We start from the raw sequence: 19,269 nt of genomic DNA on the forward strand, positions 1-19,269 counted from the left end.
CGTTCCACCGTGCCCGAGACCCGGGATTCCGCCCTGCGCGGCGACTGCGCGAACTGCTTCGGTCTGTGCTGCGTGGCGCTCCCCTTCGCCAAGTCGGCCGACTTCGCCGTGAACAAGGCGTCGGGCGAGCCCTGCCGGAACCTCCAGGAGGACTTCCGCTGCGGGATCCACACCCGGCTGCGGCCGAGCGGTTTCCAGGGCTGCACGGTGTACGACTGCTTCGGCGCCGGCCAGCAGGTCTCCCAGGTGACCTTCGGCGGTGTGTCCTGGCGGGAGGCGCCCGAGACGGCCCGGCAGATGTACGAGGTGTTCCCGGTGGTGCGCCAGCTGCACGAGCTGCTGCGCTACCTCACGGAGGCCCTGGCGCTGCGCACCGCCCGCCCCGTCCACGCCGAGCTGCGTGCGGCCCTGGCCCGGGTCGAGGAGCTCACCGCGGGCACACCGGACGCCCTGGAGAAGCTGGACGTGGCGGCGGTGCGCGCCGAGGTGAACCCGCTGCTGCTGCGGACGAGCGAGCTGGTCCGCGCCACGGCCGGCGGCCGGCCGAAGAGCCGGCGCGGGGCGGACCTGATCGGCAAGCGGCTGCGCGGGGCGAAGCTGCGGGGCACGGACCTGCGCGGGGCGCTGCTGATCGCCGCCGACCTGACGGGGGCGGACCTGTCGCTCGCGGACCTGATCGGCGCGGACCTGCGGGACGCCGACCTGTCGGGCGCGGACCTCACGGGCGCCCTCTTCCTGACCCAGCCCCAGCTGAACTCGGCACGCGGGAACGCCGCGACCCGCCTCCCGGAGGGCTTCGACCGCCCGGCACACTGGGCGGCCTGACACCCCCGGGAGTACGGCGCCTGACATCCCCTAGGGCACGGTCACGACGATCTTGCCGACCTGATGGCCGGCCTCCATGGCCCGGTGGGCCGCGACGATCTCGTCGAGGGTGAAGGTGCGGTCGACGGCCGGTTCGAAGAAGCCGGTGCGCAGGCCGGACTCGACGAAGGCGCGGGCCCGGCGCAGCCGCTCCGGGTCCCTCGTGGTCTCCGGCATCGTGTAGGTGCGCAGGGAGACGGCGGGCATCCCGAGGTCGAAGCCGGGGTACGGGGTCGGCAGCCCGCTCACGGCTCCGTAGACGAGCACGGTGCCGCCGGGGGCGACGGCGCCGACGAGGCCGGTGAGGCCGGGTCCCGCGACGCCGTCGAAGGCGAGGTCGGCGCCGCGCCCGCCCGTGAGGTCCCGTATCCGCTCGGCGACGTCCTCCTCCTCGGTGACGATCACCTCGGCCGCCCCCGCTTTGAGCAGGGCGTCCTTCTTGGCCCGTGTGCGGGTGGTGGCGACGGGGGTGGCGCCGATCCGGTGCGCGGTGCGGATCGCGGCGAGGCCGACGCTGCTGGAGGCGCCGGTGAGGACGACGGTGTCCCCGGCGCGCATCCCGCCGACCTCGACGAGGCCGCCGTACGCCGTGACGTACGGCATCCAGACGGCGGCGCCCTCGACGGCGCCGAGCCCCTCGGGGCGGGGGACGAGCGAGGAGGCCGGGACGATCGCGCGCTCGGCGTAGACGCCGTGGTCGTTCATGGAGAACGAGGGCACGACGCTGACCGCCTGCCCGGCCGCGAACCCGGCCACGCCCTCTCCGACGGCCTCGACGACACCGGCGGCCTCGAGTCCGATCCGGGCGGGGAAGCTCCGGGCGGGCTCGATGTAGTTCCCCGACCGGAAGAGCGCCTCGGCACGGTTGAGACCGATGGCCTCCACACGGAGCAGCACCTCTCCGGGGCCCGGCTCGCCCACCTCCACGTCCTCGGTCCGGAGCACCTCCGGACCGCCGTACTCGTGGAACAGCACCGTCCTGGCCTTGCTCATCGGGCTTCCCCTCCCCGCTCGGTGACGACGGCGGGCGGACCGCTCCGCCGACGTGCCCCAGCAAAGCGCAAGGTTCGACCGCTGTCAAACTTTGACGGTCGTGAAACTTTGACCGTTGTCGTACGATGCACCCGGAGGTCGACACGACGATGACAGCAGCAGCACGCACCGGCCGGCGGGACCGCGTCCCGCCCCACCCCGACCTGAGCGAGATCGGTCTCCAGCAGGTCCTTGACGCGCTGGTCGACCCCGTCAGGCGGCGGATCGTCGCCGAGCTGTACGCGGCGGGCGAGGACCTGGCCTGCGGGACCATCGAGCTGCCGGTCAGCAAGTCCACGGCGACGCACCACTTCCACGTCCTGCGCGAGGCCGGCCTCATCCGCCAGCACTACGTGGGGACTTCCCGCATGAACACCCTGCGCCGCGAGGAGTTCGAGGAGCGGTTCCCAGGACTCCTGCGGGCCGTGGTGGGCGCGCACGAGGGCGACACCTCGGACTGACCCGCCGGGACGCACCGCCCCCCCTCGTTCCACCGCCGGATGTTGTGGATCGGTGGCGCGCAGTGGGCCGGCAAGACGACCGTCTCCGAAATCCTGGCCCTCCGCTACGGCCTGACGGCGTATCAGTACGCCTACCACGACGCCCCGCGCCTCGCCGTCCGCGTGATCGAGGTCGACGGAGTGCGGGACGCGGCGGCCGTGGCGTCGCTGGTCGCCGAGCAGTTCGCCCCGTGGCTGGGGGCGCCGCCGTGGCCGGGCGAGCCCGGCTAGAGCTCGTACACGTACGGCGTCGTGGTCGTCAGCGTCAGGAAGCCCAGGCGCTGGAGGATGGGGCGGCTGGTGTCCGCCGCGTCGACCTGGACGTAGCGGTGGCCGCGGGCGGCGGCGATGCGGGCGCGGTGCGCGACCAGGGCGCGGTAGAGGCCGCGGCCGCGCCAGCCCTCGACGGTGCCGCCGCCCCAGAGGCCCGCGAAGTCCGTGCCGGGGTAGAGCTCCAGGCGCGCGGCGCTGACGGGTTCGCCGCCGGCGAGGGCGACGACGGCGCCGACCGTGCCGGGGTCGGCCGCGAGCCGGTCCAGGAGCTGTCGGCCGATGTGGGAGCTGTCGGTGCCGAAGGCGCGCTCGTGGACCTCGACCACCTGGCGCACTCCGGCCTCGTCGGTGACGGCGCGGAGCTCGACGCCCTCGGGGAGCGGGACCTCGCCGGGCAGGGCGGCGGCCTCGGCGGCCATCAGGGTCTCGGGCTCCTCGGGGGTGAAGCCCGCGGCGCGGAGCCGGTCGCCGAGGTCGGCGGGGGTGTCGTGCCCGTACAGCTTCCATTCGAAGGCCAGGCCGGCGGCGCGGTAGTGCGCGATCTCTCCGGCGATGGCGCGGTCGGCGTCGGCAGCGTCGAAGCCGGACCAGAGGACGCCGTTCCAGGCGTGCGCGGGGCCGGTCTGCCGGACGACGGCGCCGGTGCGTTCGACGCGGCAGCCGGGCCCGTCGGGGCGGGCCTGGCGGCGCAGTTGGAGGTCGTAGAGGTCACGCAGGTGCCGGGGTTCCATGCCGGCCACTCCAGCACTGGTCCGGGGCGCCGGGCAACGGGTTTTGTCCGGCACCGGACACCGGCCGTCAGGCGCGCGGACGCACCTCGACGTTCTCGAGGATTCCGACCGCGTCGGGCACGAGGATGGCGGCCGAGTAGTAGGCGGAGACCAGGTAGGACATGATCGCCTTCTCGTCGATGCCCATGAAGCGGCAGTTGAGGCCGGGCTCGACCTCGTCGGGCAGGCCCGTCTGGTGGAGGCCGATGACGCCCTCGTTGTTCTCGCCGGTGCGGACGGCGATGATCGAGGAGCTCTGCCGGTCGGTGACCGGGATCTTCCCGCAGGGCAGGATGGGCACCCCGCGCCAGGCCGGCATGTCGCGTCCCTCGACGTCGACGGTGCCGAGCACGAGGCCCCGCTTGTTGCACTCCTTGCCGAAGGCGGCGATGGCCCGGGGGTGGGCGAAGACGTAGTCGGTGTCGCGGCGCATGCTGAGCAGGTCGTCGAGGTCGTCCGGGGTCGGCGGGCCCGAGTGGGTCTGGATGCGCTGGTCGAAGTCGGTGTTGTGGAGCAGCCCGAACTCGGGGTTGTTGACGAGCTCGTGCTCCTGGCGCTCGCGGAGCTCCTGGATCGTCAGACGCAGCTGCTGCTCGGTCTGGTTCATCGGCTGGTTGTAGAGGTCGGCGACGCGGGTGTGGACCTTCAGGACGGTCTGGGCGACGCTGAGTTCGTACTCGCGGGGCTTGAGTTCGTAGTCCGCGTACGCGCCGGGCAGGGCGGCCTCGCCGACGTGTCCGGCGCTGAGCTCGATGGCGGCCTCGCCGGCCCGGTTGACGGCGCGGGCCTGGCCGTCGGAGCCGGCGTTCCGCACGTGGTCGCGGAGGTTTCCGTACTGCTCGGCGACGGCCAGGTAGGCGGTGCGGGGCAGGGCGAGGAGGGTGACGGCGGTGACGGCCTTGGCGGTGAAGTCCCAGCTGCCGTCGCCGGCGAGCACCTGACCGCCGAAGGTGTCGCCGTCGCCGAGCCGCCCGAGGAGGGTCTCGTCGCCGTACTGTCCGGTGCCGAGCTTCTCGATCTTGCCGTGGGCGATGAGGTAGACGTGGTCGGCCTGCCGCCCGGCGTGCACGACGATCTGGCCGGGCTCGAACTCCTGCTGGACGAAGCGGTCGGCGAGGGCGCCGAGCGCGGTGGGATCGTCGAAGCCGCGCAACAGCGGGAGTTCGGCCAGTTCGGCGGGGATGACCTCGACCCTGGAGCCGCTCTTGACGAAGGTGACGCGGCCGTCGCCGACGACGTACGAGAGGCGCCGGTTGACCCGGTAGGTGCCGCCGGGTGTGTGGACCCAGGGGAGCTTGCGGAGCAGCCAGCGGGAGCTGATGCCCTGCATCTGGGGTTCGGACTTGGTGGTGGTGGCGAGGTTGCGGGCGGCGGCGGTGCTGAGGCTGAGCTGGACCTGGCGGATCTCGACGGCGGGCGGGGTGGGGCTCGCCGCCGGGGCGGTGTCGACCGACATGGGGGACTCGCTTTCTGGGTACGCGTGGACTTGCGCGGACTCGTGCGTCACTCTCCGCGTCCAGATGTAACGCACGGTGGTGTACGTCATCCGGGCGCGGCGCGGGCGGGCGGGAGCGCCGTCCGGGGGCGGCCGCCCCGCGAGCGCCCCCCGCGCTCCGCCGTCCGGGGAGCCGCGCGGCCGGGAAAGTTCGTCCACCCCCTTGCCAAGCCCCGGGTACCTCCGGTTTTACTGACCCGGAACGGATCAACCGAATGATCGGTAGTCCGTTTTACGACAGCGGAGGAGTGGGCGCATGACGGAACTGCTGGACAGCGGCGAACGGCTCGGACGCGAGGAGCTGGCGGCCCTCCAGCTGGAGCGGCTGCGCGCCACCCTGCGTCACGCGTACGAGAACGTGGACTACTACCGGCGCTCCTTCGACGCGGCAGGACTCACCCCGGACGACTGCCGTACGCTCGCGGACCTGGCCCGTTTCCCGTTCACCACCAAGTCGGACCTGCGCGACCACTACCCCTTCGGCATGTTCGCCGTCGACCAGTCCCGGATCCGGCGCATCCACGCCTCCAGCGGCACCACCGGCCGGCCGACCGTCGTCGGCTACACCGACGCCGACCTGGACATGTGGGCCGACGTGGTGGCCCGCTCCCTGCGCGCCGCCGGCGCGCGCCCCGGGCACAAGGTCCATGTGGCGTACGGATACGGCCTGTTCACCGGCGGACTCGGCGCGCACTACGGTGCGGAGCGCCTCGGGTGCACGGTGATTCCGGCCTCCGGCGGCATGACGGCCCGGCAGGTGCAGCTCATCCAGGACTTCCGGCCCGAGATCATCATGGTGACCCCCTCGTACATGCTGACGCTGCTCGACGAGTTCGAGCGGCAGGGCGTGGACCCCCGGTCCACCTCGCTGAAGGTGGGCGTCTTCGGCGCGGAGCCGTGGACGGAGGAGATGCGCAAGGAGATCGAGGAGCGGTTCGCGATCGACGCGGTCGACATCTACGGCCTGTCGGAGGTCATCGGCCCCGGTGTGGCGCAGGAGTGCGTGGAGACCAAGGACGGCCTGCACATCTGGGAGGACCACTTCTACCCGGAGATCGTGGACCCGTTCACCGGCGAGGTGCTGCCCGACGGGGAGGAGGGCGAGCTGGTCTTCACCTCGCTCACCAAGGAGGCCATGCCGGTGATCCGCTACCGGACCCGCGACCTCACCCGGCTCCTGCCGGGGACCGCTCGGGTGTTCCGCCGGATGGAGAAGGTCACCGGGCGCAGCGACGACATGATCATCCTGCGGGGGGTGAACCTCTTCCCCACGCAGATCGAGGAGATCGTGCTGCGCACGCCGGGCGTGGCCCCGCACTTCCAGCTGCGGCTGACCCGGGAGGGCCGGCTCGACCGGCTGACGGTGCGGGCCGAGGCCCGTCCGGACGCGACGCCGGAAGAGCGCGCGGAGGCGGCCCGGGCGGTCGCGGCGGCGGTGAAGGACGGCATCGGGGTCTCGGTGGACGTGGAGGTGGTCGCCCCGGAGACGCTGGAGCGCTCGGTGGGCAAGATCAAGCGGATCGTGGACCTGCGGGAGCAGCCGTAGCGGGTGCCTTCCGGATCGCGCCGGGCTCGCGGGAAGCGGCGGGCCCGGCCGCTGCGTAGCCTGGAGGCAGGAGGTGGTTGCGATGCTGTCGGACTCCCCCATAGCCGCGATCATTCCGGTCAGTGACATGAACCGGGCCAAGCAGTTCTACTCGGAGACCCTCGGACTCCCCCTGACGAAGGAGTCGCCCGAGGACACCAGGTTCGAATGCGGAGGCACGGTGATCGGCCTCTACGAGACGCCCTACGGCGGCAAGGCCGAGCACACCCTGGCGAGCTGGAAGGTCGACGACCTCGACACGGAGATGTCGACGCTGCGCTCCAAGGGCGTCACGTTCGAGGAGTACGACCTGCCCGGCATCAAGACGGTCGACGGCGTGGTCGACTCGGACACCATGCGGGGCGCCTGGTTCAAGGACAGTGAGGGCAACATCCTCTGCGTGATGGAGGAGAAGGATCAGGGCTGACGGGCGAAGCGGTCCCTCAGGTCGCGCTTGAGGATCTTTCCGCTGGCGTTGCGGGGAAGGGCGTCCACGAGGAAGACCCGCTTGGGCGCCTTGAAGTGGGCGAGCTTCTCGCGGGCGTGGTCGAGGAGTTCGGCCTCGGTGACCTCGCCGCGCGGGACGACGACGGCCGTGACCGCCTCGATCCAGCGCTCGTCGGGGAGGCCGATGACGGCCACCTCGGCGACGCCCGGGTGGGTGTAGAGCGCGTCCTCGACCTGACGTGAGGCGACGAGCACACCACCGGAGTTGATGACGTCCTTCACCCGGTCGACGATCGTGAGATAGCCCTCGGCGTCGCGGACGGCGAGGTCCCCGGAGTGGAACCAGCCGCCCCGGAAGGCCTCCTTGGTCTCGTCCGGCTTGCGCCAGTAGCCCTCGCAGAGCTGCGGGGAGCGGTAGACGATCTCGCCCGGGGTGCCGTCGGGGACGTCCTCGCCGTTCTCGTCGACGACCCGGGCCTCGACGTGGCGGACGGGGCGGCCGCAGGAGTCCATCCGGCCCTCGTGCTCGTCGGGGCCGAGGACAGTGGCGAGCGGGCCGATCTCCGACTGCCCGAAGCAGTTGTAGAAGGCGAGCCCGGGCAGCCGGGCACGCAGCCGCTCCAGGACGGGTACGGGCATGATCGAGGCCCCGTAGTAGGCCTTGCGCAGGGCGGAGAGGTCGCGGGCGGCGAAGTCGGGGTGGTTGGCGAGCGCGATCCAGACGGTCGGCGGGGCGAAGAGGCTGTCGGCGCGGCCCGCCTCGACGAGATCGAACAGGACGGCCGGGTCGGGTCCGTCGACGAGGGTGTTCTCGGCGCCGACGGCGAGGTAGGGCAGCAGGAAGACGTGCATCTGCGCCGAGTGGTAGAGCGGCAGCGCGTGCACCGGCTTGTCGTCCTCGCTCAGGTCGAGGGCCGCGATCGCGCTGTCGTACTCGTGGGCGAGGGCGAGGTGCGTCATCACCGCGCCCTTGGGGAGTGCGGTGGTGCCCGAGGTGTAGAGCAGCTGGGCGACGTCGCGGGCGTCGCGGTCGGTGGGGTACTCCTCCGGGTCGGCGAGGGCGTCGAGCAGTGAACCGGGCGCGTCCCGCAGCGGCTTGACGGGACAGCCCTCGGGGATGCGGTCGGCGAGGGCGGGGTCGGCGAGCACGAGCGAACTGTCCGACTGCTCCAGGACGTACGCGAGGTCCTCGCCGGTCAGATGGTGGTTGACGGGTACGTGGATCAGTCCGGCCCGCGCGCAGGCGAGGAACGCCACGAGGTAGGCGTCCGAGTTGTGGCCGTACGTGGCGACGCGGGCGTACTCCGGCAGGGCGATCCCGTGCTCCGGCTCGCGCAGGACGGCGGCGGCGGTGGAGACGGCGGCGTCCAGCTCCGCGTACGTCCAGGTCCGGTCGGCGTACCGGAGGGCGATCCGGTCGGGCACGCGCCGGGCACTCGCGCGCAGGACACCGTCGACGGTGCGGCTGAGGAGTCGATCCATGCGGTGATCCTCGGCGGCCACCTGGCGGGAGGTCAAGTACCGTGCGGCGCGCCGCGGACGCCCGGACCTCGGATACCGAACGGGATGTTGACAAGGGGCCGCGCAACTGCGTGCATGGTCCAACCCGCAGTGCTCATCGGCCCGTTGGGAGGCATCTTGCACCTCCGTACCCGTCTGAAACACCTGGCGCTCACCGGCGCGGCGCTCGCCGTCGTCACGGCCTCGCTGCCCGGCGCGGCGGCCGCCGACTCCGGGGACCGGGGCGGGCAGCCGTCCGACCGTGGTCTGTCGGCCGTCATCCGGTACACCGAGTACGGCATCCCGCACATCGTCGCCAAGGACTACGCCAACCTGGGGTTCGGCACGGGCTGGGCCCAGGCCGCCGACCAGGTCTGTGTGCTCGCCGACGGCTTCCTGACCGTGAACGGGGAACGCTCCCGGTACTTCGGCCCGGCCGCCGCCCCCGACGGCTCGCTCTCCTCCGCCACGACGAACCTCTCCAGCGACCTGTACTTCCGCGGCGTGAAGGACGCGGGCACGGTCGAGGAGCTCCTCGACACCCCGGCCCCGGCCGGTCCGAGCCGGGACCTGAAGGAGCTGATGCGGGGCTGGGCGGCCGGCTACAACGCCTGGCTGCGGAAGCACCGGATCACCGATCCGGCCTGCGCGGACGCCGACTGGGTCCGTCCGGTGACCGCGCTCGACGTGGCCCGGCGCGGCTTCGCCGTCTCGGTGCTCGGCGGGCAGGGCAGGGCCGCGGACGGCATCACGGCGGCGAGGCCGCCGGCCGCCGCTCCCCCGACGGCCTCCGCTCCCCCGACGGCCTCCGCTCCTCCGACGGCCGCCGCCCCCGATCCCGAGGCCGCCGCCGAGGCCGCGCGTGCGCTGTTCGCTCCCGAGAACGCCACCATGGGCTCCAACGCCGTCGCGTTCTCCGGGGCCACGACGGCCGACGGGCGCGGGCTGCTCCTGGGGAACCCGCACTACCCGTGGCAGGGCGGCCGCCGCTTCTGGCAGTCGCAGCAGACCATCCCCGGCGAGCTGAACGTCTCCGGTGCCTCGCTCCTCGGCACGACCGTCGTCAACATCGGCTTCAACGACAAGGTGGCCTGGAGCCACACCGTCGCCACCGGGGTGCCGCTCAACCTGCACCAGCTGACCCTCGCGCCCGGCGACCCGACCTCCTACCTGGTGGACGGGAAGCCGGAGCGGATGACCCCGCGCGCGGTGACGGTGGCGGTCAAGGACGGCGCCCCCGTCACCCGTACCCAGTGGTGGACCCGGTACGGACCCGTCGTCGGCGGACTCGGCGCGCAGCTGCCCCTGCCCTGGACCGCGACCACGGCCTACGCGCTGAACGACCCCAACGCCGCCAACCTGCGCGGCTCCGACACCGCGCTCGGCTTCGCCAGGGCCCGGTCCGCGCAGGACATCGCCGACACCCTGGCGCGCACACAGGGGCTGCCCTGGGTCAACACGATCGCGGCGGACTCCGCGGGGCACTCCCTCTTCGCCCAGTCCCAGGTGCTCCCCCGGATCACCGACGAGCTCGCCGCGCGCTGCTCCACCCCGCTCGGCCGGGCCACCTACCCGGCCTCGGGCGTCGCCGTGCTCGACGGCTCCCGCTCGGACTGCGCGCCGGGCTCCGACCCGGACGCGGTGCAGCCGGGTGTCTTCGGCCCCGCACGGATGCCGGTGCTCCGGGACACCCCGTACGTGGAGAACTCCAACGACAGCGCCTGGCTGGCCAACGCCGACCGGCCACTGACCGGTTACGAGCGGATCTTCGGCACGGTCGCCACCCCGCGCTCGCTGCGCACCCGGGGCGGGATCGAGGACGTGTCGGCGATGGCGGACCGGGGCGGGCTCACGGTGGCCGACCTGCAGCGCCAGCAGTTCGCCAACCGGGCTCCGGCCGGTGACCTGGCCGCGGCCGACGCGGCAAAGGCGTGCGCGTCGGTGCTGCCGGAGGACCCGGAGGTCTGCCGGGTGCTCGGCGACTGGGACCGCACGGTGAACACCGACAGCCGGGGCGCGCTGCTCTTCGACCGCTTCTGGCGGAAGTTCACCGGTGCGGTGAAGCCGGCCGACCAGTGGCTGGTGCCGTTCTCGGCGGCCGACCCGGTCCGCACCCCGCACACCCTCAACACCGGAACGCCCGGCTTCGCTCAGGCCCTCAGGGACGCCGCGGCCGAACTGCGGGCGGCGGGCATCGCGCTGGACGCGCCGCTCGGCGCCCACCAGTTCGTCGTACGGAACGGGGAACGGATCCCGGTGAGCGGCGGGACCGAGTCCCTGGGGATCTGGAACAAGACCGAGCCCGTGTGGAACGCGGCGGCCGGCGGCTATGTGGAGGTCGCGCACGGGACGAGCCATGTGCAGGCGGTCGGCTGGGACGGCAGCCGGTGCCCGGTGGCCCGCACCCTGCTCTCGTACTCCCAGTCCTCGAACCCCGGGTCGCCGCACTTCAGCGACCAGACCCGGCTGTTCGCGGGCGAGCACTGGGTGACCTCCCGGTTCTGCGAGAAGGACATCCTGCGTTCGCCCGCTCTGAAGGTGGTGGTGGTCAGGGGCTGAACGACAGGAACACGAAGGCGGCGAAGATCGAGAGATGGACGCTGCCCTGGAGGAGCGTGGCGCGTCCCGGCACCACGGTCAGGGCGCTCACCACGGCCGTGAGCACGAGCAGCACCATGTGGAGGGGCCCCAGGCCGAGGATCAGGGGTCCCTCCAGCCAGATCGAGGCGAGCGCGATCGACGGAATGGTCAGGCCGATGCTGGCGATGGCCGAGCCGTAGGCCAGGTTCATGCTGGTCTGCATGCGGTCCCGGCTCGCCGCGCGCACGGCGGCGAGGGTCTCGGGGAGCAGCACCATCAGGGCGATGACGACGCCGACGACCGCCTTGGGCAGGCCTGCGGAGGCGACGGCGTCCTCGATGGTGGGCGAGACCAGCTTGGCGTTGCCGACGACGGCGACGAGGGCGACCACGAGCAGGCCGAGGCTGAACCAGGCGTCGCGGGCGGTCGGCGGCGCGGCGTGCTCCTCCTCCGACTCCGGGATCCCCCGGTCCGGCCGCGGCACGGGCAGGAAGTAGTCGCGGTGCCGGACGGTCTGGACCGCGACGAACACCCCGTAGAGGAGGAGCGAGGAAACGGCCGCGAAGGCGAGCTGTGCGGCGGAGAACTCGGGGCCCGGGTGGCTCGTCGTGAAGGTCGGCAGGACCAGCGTCATGGTCGCGAGGGTGCAGACGATCGCGAGCTCGCCGCCGGAGCCCTCCGCGTTGAAGACGGCGACCCGGTTGCGCAGCGCGCCGACGAGCAGGGAGAGGCCGACGATGCCGTTGCACGTGATCATGACGGCGGCGAAGACCGTGTCCCGTGCGTAGCTCGTCGCCTTGTCACCGCCTCCGGTCATCAGCATGACGATCAGCCCGACCTCGATGACGGTGACGGCCACGGCGAGGACGAGGGAGCCGAAGGGTTCGCCGATGCGGTGGGCGATGACCTCGGCGTGATGGACGGCGGAGAGCACAGCGGCGAACAGACAGACGACGACGATCGCCACCGCGAAGCCCGGGAGTTCACGCCCCCAGGCGAGGCCGAGCACAAGGGCCGCCACCACCGGCCCCCAGGTCGTCCACTGCCGTGCCCTTGCCGTCGCACTCGAACTCATGATCCGCATATTGCCACAAGAGGGCCTTTTCGCCTGATTCGCTCAGCCCTCGGGGTCGGTGAGGTCGTTCTCGTAGGCGGCGAGGGTCTCGACGAACATCCTGCGTTCGGAAGGGCTCAGGGGCGCGAGGGCCGCGCGCCAGGCGCCGGCGCTGCGGCCCAGCCAGCCGTCGATGGCGGGGCGGTGCGCCTCGGCGAGACGATCTTGCGCCGCCGGTCGGCGGGGTCCTCGGCCCGCTCCAGGAGCCCCTTCTTGGCGAGGTCGCCGACCATCAGGCTCACGGTGGCCGGGGCGACCTCCAGGCGGGCGGCGAGCTCGTTGACGCCGAGCGGCCCGTCGAAGAGGAGATGGGCGAGGAGGGAGAGGTGACGGGGCGCCAGGGCGAGGGACTGCAGTTCGTCGGGGATCCTGATGCGCTTGACCAGCCCGACCATCCGGGGCTCCGATTCAGCCCCGGCACGGACCGGGTCATCCCCGTCGTCGCCCTGCACCGCGTGGACCTCGCCGGCCCCGCGCGGCACCGGGCGATCGCCGCCCACCTCGTGAAGGTCCACGACGAGCTCCGCGCGGGCCTGAACTCCCCGGCGCCGACGCCCGGACGGCAGCTCGCCCGCCACTGTCTCGCCTTCTGCGGCGCCCTCCACGCCCACCACCGCAGCGAGGACGGCGTCTTCGACCTCCTGGAGCGCCAGTTCCCGGAACTCGCCGACGCCCTGGGCCGGATGCGCCGCGAGCACGAGGTGGTCGCCCGCACGGTCGACGAACTGGAGACCCTCCTCACCTCCGGCGCCGACCCGGCGACCCTGCGCACCGAGGTCGACCGCCTGGCGACGAGCCTGGAGGAGCACTTCGCGTACGAGGAGTCCCAGCTGCTCCCGGCCCTGGCACCGGAGCACTGATCAGACCGGCCAGTCCTCGCAGTACCCGATGTGCAGGACGCCCCGCACATGCCGACGGGTCCGGGGCCGGGTCCACGGGCCGGAGCTGAACTCCACGCAGAAGTGCCCGGCTCCCGGTTGGCGGTGCCGGTGGGGCGGGGCCTCGTCGACGAGGCCGCGGAGCGCCGTGCCGTGTTCACGGAACGCGGTGGCGCTGCCCACGACGAAGAGGGCGTGGGCGGCGATGTCGAAGCCGAGGTGGTCCCGGTACGTGGCGTGGTGCCTGCGGTCGTGGTCGATGGCGCTCGCCTCGGGGAAGTCACGGTCCGGGGCGAGCGCCGGGACCGAGGCGATCTCCGCGAGAGGCTCGCCGCAGTCGTGCACCGGGACATCGATCACCTGCCGGCATCGGTGCGTGAAGGCCGGCGTGCGGCAGCAGTTGCGCGACCTCCCGCTCGCCGGACTCCGAGCCTGCGGCGCCTCGAAAAGCAGTGCTGACCCGATCCCTCAGCCCGAACCGGCGACCAGTGCCTCGCCGAGCGGGGTGCGCCGGTAGAGCACCGACCGTCCGGACCGGGCGCGCACGAGCAGCCCCGCGCCTCGCAGGATGGCGAGGTGGTCTCCTACCGCGCCGGGCGCCATGGCGAGGCTTCGGGCGAGGTGGCTGGTACTGGCCGGGGCGTCCAGCGCCAACAGCAGCCGGGCCCGGGCTCGGCCGACCAGAGCGGTCAGCGCGTCCGGTTGGGGGACGCTCTCCTGTTCGCCCCACAGGGCGGCGGTGCCGCGGGCCGAGTAGATCAAGGTCCTGGGCCAGGGGTCTTCCATGTGGGCGGCGACATGCCCGACGAAGACCGAGGGGATCACCAGGAGCCCGTCGCCGGCGAGCCGGAGTGTTCCGCCTCGGAGGAAGCCGATCTCGATACCACCTGCGTGCCAGGCGATGCCCGGGTGCAGGCTCTCGATGGTCGCGGCCCATCCGTGTTCGCCGATCACACCCACCCGGTGCACGACATCGCGCTCACAGACCGCGCGCAGTTGCGGCCAGTCCGCGGCGAGCAGCTCGCGCCACGCCCGGTCCATCGCCTCGGCGATCCTGGAGACGGCGTCCGGCGAGTCAAGCACCGCGCGTACGCGGGGATCACGGGCGGACGGGCCGGTCGCGGTGGTGGCGATTTCGTGGCGGGCCGCTTCCAGTGGTGTGGCCCGGATCATGGCCAGGTCGTCCGCCCAGGTCTGGTTGAGGCCGCGCGGAGGAGGGGCGATGAAGTTCGGTCCGCCGTGCGGGGCCTGCAGGGCGAGGACGGCGTCCAGTTCGGTCTCGCGGCGCAGCCGTTCAAGAGCAGGCAGGAGCCGGGTGGCCCAGGCTCGCGGCAGCGGAGGGCCTTGGCCGATGAGCGAGCGCAGCAGCAAGCAGAGGTCCAGCGCGGGCGACAGCGCGAAGCGGCTGCGCAGCAGGTCCTCGACGGAGACTTCGAAGCGGAGCACCCCGCGATGCTACCGCGGGACGTCTGTTTCGATTCGTCCAGCGACGAATCATTGGTGGGTGGCGTGGCGCATGGCGAGGCTGGGAGCCATGACCCCAACCGCCGAACTCGTGCAGGACGACCGCCGTGCCACCTACCGGAAGGTGCTGGCCGAGCCGCGATTCCGGCTGCTCTTCTCGACCCGCACCGTCGCGATCACTGCGGACGCGCTGCGGATCACCACGTTCTCGGTTCTGGTCTTCACCGCCACCGGCTCCGCGCTGTTGAGCGCACTGGCCTTCGGCATCGGCTTTCTCCCGCAGTTGTTCGGCTCGCTGCTGCTGGGCTCCCTGGCCGACCGACTGCCGCCCCGCGCGCTCATCGCCGGCGGCTACGCCGTGGAGTGCGCCGCCGCCCTGCTGCTCGCCCTGGTGCGGATGCCGATCGCGGCAAGCCTCGGTGTCGTGGCGCTGGTCGCCCTCGCCACACCGGTGTTCAGTGGCGCGTCGGGTCGGCTGGTCGCGCAGTGGCTGGAGGGCGACGCCTATGTACTGGGCCGTTCACTGAACAACATCGCTGCCTCCGGCGCGCAGTTGTTCGGTCTGGCGCTGGGAGGTGCGGTCGTCGCGGTACTCGGCCCGCGCCGGGCGCTCGCGGTGAGCGCCGCCCTCTACCTCGGCTGCGCGCTCGCCATCCGCATCCGGCTGCCCCGGCTGCAGCTGGGGGAGTTCGGCGGCACACCCGCCGGCGCCCGGAGCGATGGCGGGACCGTCCGGGCAAGCCTGCGCGGTGCCGGCCTGCTGCTGCGCGGACACACGGTGCGACGACTGATGCTGGCCCAGTGGCTGCCGCCCGCGTTCGTAGCGGGCGCGGAAGGGCTGATCATCGCCTACGCGGGAGGACGCCACTTCGCGCCCGGCCGGTACGCGGTGCTGATGGGCTGTCTGCCGGTCGGCATGCTCGTCGGTGACCTGCTGGTGGGGCGACTGCTACGGCCGCCCACCCGGGAGCGACTGGTAGTCCCGTTGATCGCGCTGATGGGGCTGCCGCTGGTCGGCTTCGCCGCCGAGCCCGGAGTGGGCGTCTCGTCCTGTCTGCTGCTGCTCTGCGGCTTCGGATTCGCCTACGGTCTCGGCCTGCAACGGCCGTTCCTGGACGCCCTGCCGCAGGATGGCCAGGGCCAGGCCTTCGGCCTGCTCGGCTCCGGCGGCATGACGCTTCAGGGCGTCGGGCCGGCCTGCTTCGGCTCGGTGGCCGCAGGCATCGGAACAGGTGGCGCAATCGCCCTGGCAGGCGGCGCGGCGGCGCTCACCGCCGGCTGGATTCTCACCTGGCACCCGCCCGCCCCCACGTCCCCTTGAGACCACGAACAACCCCTGGAAGGCTCATGCCACATGATCGATGAATTCGCGAAGGACAACCTGCACGGGAGACTGCGGCGGGACCGCGAGGCCCTGCTCTGGAAACTCGACGGCTTGTCCGAATACGACGCCCGCCGGCCTCTGACGGCGACCGGGACCAACCTCCTCGGCCTGGTCAAACACCTGGCCACCGTCGAGGCCAGGTACTTCGGCGAGGTCTTCGGCCGCCCTTCCCCGGAACCGCTGCCCCGGTGGCAGGACTCCGACGGCAGCGATCAGTGGGCCGCCGAGGACGAGACCCGCGATCAGATCATCGGGTTCTACCGGCGCACGTGGGAACACGCGGACGCGACGATCGACGAGCTTCCCCTCGACGCCCCCGGCCACGTGCCGTGGTGGCCGGAGCCTTTTTCCCACACGAACCTGTTCGCCGTCGTGGTCCATGTCCTCGGCGAGACCAACCGGCATGCCGGGCACGCCGACATCCTGCGCGAGGGCCTCGACGGCCGGACCGGGATGCGCCCCGAACACGAGAAGCAGATCGACGAGGAAGCCCGTGCGGCCTCCTACGCGAAGATCGAGCAGGCCGCCAGGGCGGCCGCACCGATCAAGGCTTAGCGGCTGTCTCACGTGACGTTCGTGCGGCATGCTGCCGGTCGTGGGCGCTGCACTCACGAAACTTGCCACCTGAGACACCCTCTGCACCCCTTGGAATCGATCGTCTAGAGCGGGCGCCCCCTGCCCTCCCAGTACGGGTCGCGGAGGCGGCGCTTGTACAGCTTGCCGTTCGGGTCCCGGGGCATGGCCACGACGAAGTCGACCGACTTCGGGCGTTTGAAGCCGGCGAGGCGGTCCCCGCAGTGGGCCAGGATCTCGGCGGCGAGCGCGGGCCCCGGCTCGTACCCCTCGGCCGCCTCGACGACCGCCTTGACCTCCTCGCCCCAGTCGGCGTGCGGGATGCCGAAGGCGGCGGCGTCCGCGACGGCGGGGTGGGCGAGCAGCGCCGCCTCGATCTCGGCGGGGTAGATGTTGACCCCACCGGAGATGATCATGTCGATCTTGCGGTCGCGGAGGAAGAGGTAGCCGTCCTCGTCGAGGACGCCGAGATCGCCGACGGTGAAGAAGTCGCCGATGCGGTTCTTCGCGGTCTTCGCCTCGTCCTTGTGGTATTGGAAGCCGCCGGTGTTCATCTTGAGGTAGACGGTGCCGAGTTCGCCGGGCGGCAGCCGTCTGCCGTCGTCGTCGAAGACGGCGAGTTCGCTGATGGGCCAGGCCCGGCCGACGGTCCCGGGCTTCTTGAGCCACTCCTCGGCAGTGGCGAAGGCGCCGCCGCCCTCGCTGGCCGCGTAGTACTCCTCGACGCACCGGCCCCACCAGTCGATCATCGCCCGCTTGACGTGCTCGGGGCAGGGCGCGGCGCCGTGGATGGCGTGGCGCATGGAGGAGACGTCGTACCGCTCCCTGACCTCGGCGGGCAGGGCGAGCAGACGGTGGAACTGGGTGGGCACCATGTGGGTGTGGGTGCAGGCGTACCGGTCGATGAGGCGGAGCATCTCCTCGGGCGTCCACCGGTCCATGAGGACGAGCGGGTGGCCGATGTGGAGGGCGGCGGCCGCGAACTGGAGCACGGCGGTGTGGTAGAGCGGTGAGCAGACGAGGTGGACGTTGCCGTCGGCCGGCCGGATGCCGAAGATGCCGAGGAAGCCGCCGAGATGGGTCTCCTCGGGGAGCTTGCCGGGGAGCGGGCGGCGGATGCCGCGGGGCCGGCCGGTGGTGCCGGAGGTGTAGTTCATGACCCAGCCGAGGGTGCGGTCGGCGGGCGGGGCCGCGTCCTGTCCGTCGAGGAGTTCGGCGTACGGGCGGAAGCCGGGGACCGTGCCGACGGCGTACCGGTGGGTGGGCGCGAGACCGGCCTCGTCGGCGGCGAGCGTCACGGCCTCGGCGAAGCGCTCGTGGGCGACGAGGACCTTGGCGCCGGAGTCGGCGACGATCCAGGCGATCTCGGGGCCGACGAAGTGGTGGTTGACGGGGACGAGGTAGAACCCGGCCTGGGTGGCGGCGAGATGGGCGGTGAAGAACTCGGGGCCGTTGGGCAGGACGACGGCGAACGCGTCGCCGCGTTCGAGGCCTGCGGCGCGCAGCCCGTGGACGAGCCGGTTGGCCTCGGCGTGCAGCCGGCCCGCGGACCACTCCTCGCCGTCGGGTGCGACGAGGACGGTGCGGCCGGGGTCGGCGGCGGCCTGGGCCCAGAATCCGCTGGGGGCTCCGCTCATGACGTGCTCCGTCCGGCGATGCGGTTGATGCGGTCGACGGCCTTCTCGAAGCCGCGGGTGAGCTCGTCGACGACCTGCTGCACGCTGCGCTCGGAGTTCATCCGGCCGACGATCTGCCCGACGGGGGTGCCGAGCAGCGGCTCGACCTCGTACTTCTGGATACGGGAGACGGCCTCGGCGACCAGGAGTCCCTGGAGCGGCATGGGGAGCGGCCCCGGGCCCGCCGGGTCGTCCCAGGCGTCGGTCCACTCGGTACGGAGCTGGCGGGCGGGCTTGCCGGTCAGGGCCCGGGAGCGGACCGTGTCGCCGGAGCCGGCGGCGAGGAGCTTGGCCGTGAGGGCGCGGGAGTGGAGTTCGGCCTCGGTGGTGGTGAGCCAGATCGAGCCGAGCCAGACGCCCTGGGCGCCGAGGGCGAGTCCGGCGGCGATCTGTTCGCCGCTGCCGATGCCGCCGGCGGCGAGCACGGGCAGTGGGGAGACCGCGTCGACGACCTCGGGGGTGAGGACCATGGAGGTGATCTCGCCGGTGTGGCCGCCCGCCTCGTACCCCTGGGCGACGACGATGTCGATGCCGGCGTCGGCGTGGTGGCGGGCGTGGCGGGCGCTGCCGGCGAGGGCGGCGACGAGGACGCCGTGGTCGTGGGCGCGGGCGACGACGTCGGGCGGCGGTGAGCCGAGGGCGTTGGCGAGGAGTCTGATCGGGTAGTCGAAGGCCACGTCGAGCTGGCTCCGGGCGACCTGCTCCATCCAGCCGGTGATCCGCCAGCCCGAGGCCTCCCCGTCGGCCAGTTCGGGGACCCCGTGCTTGGCGAGGGTGGCGCGGACGAACGCCCGGTGCTCCTCGGGGATCATCGCCTCGATCTCGGCCTCGCCGATCCCTTCGACCGCCTTCTTCGCGGGCATCACGACGTCGAGGCCGTAGGGCAGGCCGTCGGTGTGCTCCTGCATCCAGTCGAGGTCGCGGGCGAGGTCGTCGGGCGCGGTGTAGCGGACCGCGCCGAGGACTCCGAAGCCGCCGGCTCTGGTGAGTGCGGCGGCCACCGCGGGGAAGGGCGTGAAGCCGAAGATGGCGTGCTCGATCCCCAGTGTGCGACTCAGCTCCGTCTCCATGGGCGGCAGGATGCCGCAGCGGCGTGGCGGAGGGAAGAGGTTTTCTGACACAACGTCAGATTCT

18 protein-coding genes and 1 pseudogene are annotated in these 19,269 nt (G+C 72.4%); 9 read left to right on the forward strand and 10 right to left on the reverse strand.

The genetic code is table 11. The features are described from left to right. Positions 1–9 precede the first annotated feature (9 nt). Positions 10–825, forward strand: coding sequence for a pentapeptide repeat-containing protein (locus tag ABT041_RS11010; protein WP_351182519.1), 816 nt, complete (start codon positions 10–12; stop codon positions 823–825). A 30-nt stretch (positions 826–855) separates the two neighbouring features. Here the strand turns inward: ABT041_RS11010 and ABT041_RS11015 are convergent, their stop codons facing one another. Beyond that, positions 856–1,857 carry a zinc-dependent alcohol dehydrogenase family protein gene (locus ABT041_RS11015; RefSeq protein WP_351182522.1) on the reverse strand — a complete coding sequence of 334 codons (1,002 nt, stop codon included), beginning with the start codon at positions 1,855–1,857 and terminating at the stop codon, positions 856–858. A 149-nt stretch (positions 1,858–2,006) separates the two neighbouring features. Here ABT041_RS11015 and ABT041_RS11020 point away from each other — a divergent pair, with 149 nt between their 5' ends. Both ABT041_RS11020 and ABT041_RS11025 read left to right on the forward strand, forming a co-directional pair. Further along, positions 2,007–2,357: an ArsR/SmtB family transcription factor gene (locus ABT041_RS11020; protein ID WP_351182525.1), complete on the forward strand. Its 351-nt coding sequence runs from the start codon at positions 2,007–2,009 to the stop codon at positions 2,355–2,357. Between the two features lie 39 nt (positions 2,358–2,396). Next, positions 2,397–2,627 (forward strand): hypothetical protein, encoded by a 231-nt coding sequence (locus ABT041_RS11025; protein ID WP_351182528.1) that lies wholly within the window; start codon positions 2,397–2,399, stop codon positions 2,625–2,627. Here ABT041_RS11025 and ABT041_RS11030 read toward each other — a convergent pair. Both ABT041_RS11030 and ABT041_RS11035 read right to left on the reverse strand, forming a co-directional pair. Then, entirely contained in the window at positions 2,624–3,400 is a 777-nt protein-coding gene (locus tag ABT041_RS11030) for a GNAT family N-acetyltransferase (protein ID WP_351182531.1), read from the reverse strand. The two genes, ABT041_RS11025 and ABT041_RS11030, sit on opposite strands and share 4 nt — an antisense overlap. A gap of 67 nt (positions 3,401–3,467) precedes the next feature. Then, positions 3,468–4,895: a family 2B encapsulin nanocompartment shell protein gene (locus ABT041_RS11035; protein ID WP_351182534.1), complete on the reverse strand. Its 1,428-nt coding sequence runs from the start codon at positions 4,893–4,895 to the stop codon at positions 3,468–3,470. Between the two features lie 295 nt (positions 4,896–5,190). On the opposite strand from ABT041_RS11035, the gene paaK reads away from it, so the two are divergent. Then, a complete protein-coding gene (gene paaK / locus ABT041_RS11040) occupies positions 5,191–6,480 on the forward strand; it encodes a phenylacetate--CoA ligase PaaK (RefSeq protein WP_351182536.1) in 1,290 nt (429 codons plus the stop codon). An 82-nt stretch (positions 6,481–6,562) separates the two neighbouring features. Continuing rightward, positions 6,563–6,946 carry a VOC family protein gene (locus ABT041_RS11045; protein ID WP_351182538.1) on the forward strand — a complete coding sequence of 128 codons (384 nt, stop codon included), beginning with the start codon at positions 6,563–6,565 and terminating at the stop codon, positions 6,944–6,946. Here the strand turns inward: ABT041_RS11045 and ABT041_RS11050 are convergent. Continuing rightward, a complete protein-coding gene (locus ABT041_RS11050) occupies positions 6,937–8,448 on the reverse strand; it encodes a fatty acyl-CoA synthetase (protein WP_351182540.1) in 1,512 nt (503 codons plus the stop codon). The genes ABT041_RS11045 and ABT041_RS11050 overlap by 10 nt on opposite strands. 156 nt (positions 8,449–8,604) lie before the next feature. Here ABT041_RS11050 and ABT041_RS11055 point away from each other — a divergent pair, with 156 nt between their 5' ends. Continuing rightward, complete coding sequence (locus tag ABT041_RS11055) at positions 8,605–11,025, forward strand: penicillin acylase family protein (protein WP_351182542.1); 2,421 nt, start codon at positions 8,605–8,607, stop codon at positions 11,023–11,025. Here the strand turns inward: ABT041_RS11055 and ABT041_RS11060 are convergent. Continuing rightward, positions 11,015–12,121, reverse strand: coding sequence for a calcium:cation antiporter (locus ABT041_RS11060; protein ID WP_351182544.1), 1,107 nt, complete (start codon positions 12,119–12,121; stop codon positions 11,015–11,017). The genes ABT041_RS11055 and ABT041_RS11060 overlap by 11 nt on opposite strands. A 42-nt stretch (positions 12,122–12,163) precedes the next feature. Next, positions 12,164–12,555, reverse strand: a pseudogene (locus ABT041_RS11065) (MarR family winged helix-turn-helix transcriptional regulator). 60 nt (positions 12,556–12,615) lie between these two features. On the opposite strand from ABT041_RS11065, the gene ABT041_RS11070 reads away from it, so the two are divergent. After that, positions 12,616–13,020, forward strand: coding sequence for a hemerythrin domain-containing protein (locus ABT041_RS11070; RefSeq protein ID WP_351182546.1), 405 nt, complete (start codon positions 12,616–12,618; stop codon positions 13,018–13,020). Here the strand turns inward: ABT041_RS11070 and ABT041_RS11075 are convergent, their stop codons facing one another. Further along, on the reverse strand, positions 13,021–13,398 hold the full coding sequence (locus ABT041_RS11075; RefSeq protein WP_351182548.1) for a hypothetical protein: 378 nt from the start codon (positions 13,396–13,398) through the stop codon (positions 13,021–13,023). 108 nt (positions 13,399–13,506) lie between these two features. After that, entirely contained in the window at positions 13,507–14,484 is a 978-nt protein-coding gene (locus ABT041_RS11080) for a winged helix-turn-helix domain-containing protein (RefSeq protein WP_351182550.1), read from the reverse strand. 88 nt (positions 14,485–14,572) lie between these two features. On the opposite strand from ABT041_RS11080, the gene ABT041_RS11085 reads away from it, so the two are divergent. Then, on the forward strand, positions 14,573–15,823 hold the full coding sequence (locus ABT041_RS11085) for an MFS transporter (protein WP_351182552.1): 1,251 nt from the start codon (positions 14,573–14,575) through the stop codon (positions 15,821–15,823). Between the two features lie 33 nt (positions 15,824–15,856). Then, positions 15,857–16,441, forward strand: a complete 585-nt coding sequence (locus tag ABT041_RS11090) for a DinB family protein (protein WP_351182554.1) — start codon at positions 15,857–15,859, stop codon at positions 16,439–16,441. A 104-nt stretch (positions 16,442–16,545) separates the two neighbouring features. On the opposite strand, the gene ABT041_RS11095 is transcribed toward ABT041_RS11090, so the two are convergent. Both ABT041_RS11095 and ABT041_RS11100 read right to left on the reverse strand, forming a co-directional pair. Beyond that, a complete protein-coding gene (locus tag ABT041_RS11095) occupies positions 16,546–18,096 on the reverse strand; it encodes an acyl-CoA synthetase (RefSeq protein ID WP_351182556.1) in 1,551 nt (516 codons plus the stop codon). Further along, positions 18,093–19,205, reverse strand: a complete 1,113-nt coding sequence (locus tag ABT041_RS11100; RefSeq protein ID WP_351182558.1) for an NAD(P)H-dependent flavin oxidoreductase — start codon at positions 19,203–19,205, stop codon at positions 18,093–18,095. The genes ABT041_RS11095 and ABT041_RS11100 overlap by 4 nt, the downstream gene beginning before the upstream one ends. Positions 19,206–19,269: the final 64 nt, after the last annotated feature.

The sequence above is a fragment of the Streptomyces sp. NPDC002825 genome, from assembly GCF_040295385.1.
Taxonomy (GTDB): domain Bacteria; phylum Actinomycetota; class Actinomycetes; order Streptomycetales; family Streptomycetaceae; genus Streptomyces.

Coding starts and splice junctions, on each gene's coding strand:
- ABT041_RS11060 (WP_351182544.1), bottom strand. CDS start 12,121: ATGAGTTCGAGTGCGACGGCAAGGGCACGGCAGTGGACGACCTGGGGG.
- ABT041_RS11025 (WP_351182528.1), top strand. CDS start 2,397: ATGTTGTGGATCGGTGGCGCGCAGTGGGCCGGCAAGACGACCGTCTCC.
- ABT041_RS11030 (WP_351182531.1), bottom strand. CDS start 3,400: ATGGAACCCCGGCACCTGCGTGACCTCTACGACCTCCAACTGCGCCGC.
- ABT041_RS11085 (WP_351182552.1), top strand. CDS start 14,573: ATGACCCCAACCGCCGAACTCGTGCAGGACGACCGCCGTGCCACCTAC.
- ABT041_RS11050 (WP_351182540.1), bottom strand. CDS start 8,448: ATGGATCGACTCCTCAGCCGCACCGTCGACGGTGTCCTGCGCGCGAGT.
- ABT041_RS11095 (WP_351182556.1), bottom strand. CDS start 18,096: ATGAGCGGAGCCCCCAGCGGATTCTGGGCCCAGGCCGCCGCCGACCCC.
- ABT041_RS11020 (WP_351182525.1), top strand. CDS start 2,007: ATGACAGCAGCAGCACGCACCGGCCGGCGGGACCGCGTCCCGCCCCAC.
- ABT041_RS11015 (WP_351182522.1), bottom strand. CDS start 1,857: ATGAGCAAGGCCAGGACGGTGCTGTTCCACGAGTACGGCGGTCCGGAG.
- ABT041_RS11035 (WP_351182534.1), bottom strand. CDS start 4,895: ATGTCGGTCGACACCGCCCCGGCGGCGAGCCCCACCCCGCCCGCCGTC.
- ABT041_RS11100 (WP_351182558.1), bottom strand. CDS start 19,205: ATGGAGACGGAGCTGAGTCGCACACTGGGGATCGAGCACGCCATCTTC.
- ABT041_RS11045 (WP_351182538.1), top strand. CDS start 6,563: ATGCTGTCGGACTCCCCCATAGCCGCGATCATTCCGGTCAGTGACATG.
- ABT041_RS11090 (WP_351182554.1), top strand. CDS start 15,857: ATGATCGATGAATTCGCGAAGGACAACCTGCACGGGAGACTGCGGCGG.
- paaK (WP_351182536.1), top strand. CDS start 5,191: ATGACGGAACTGCTGGACAGCGGCGAACGGCTCGGACGCGAGGAGCTG.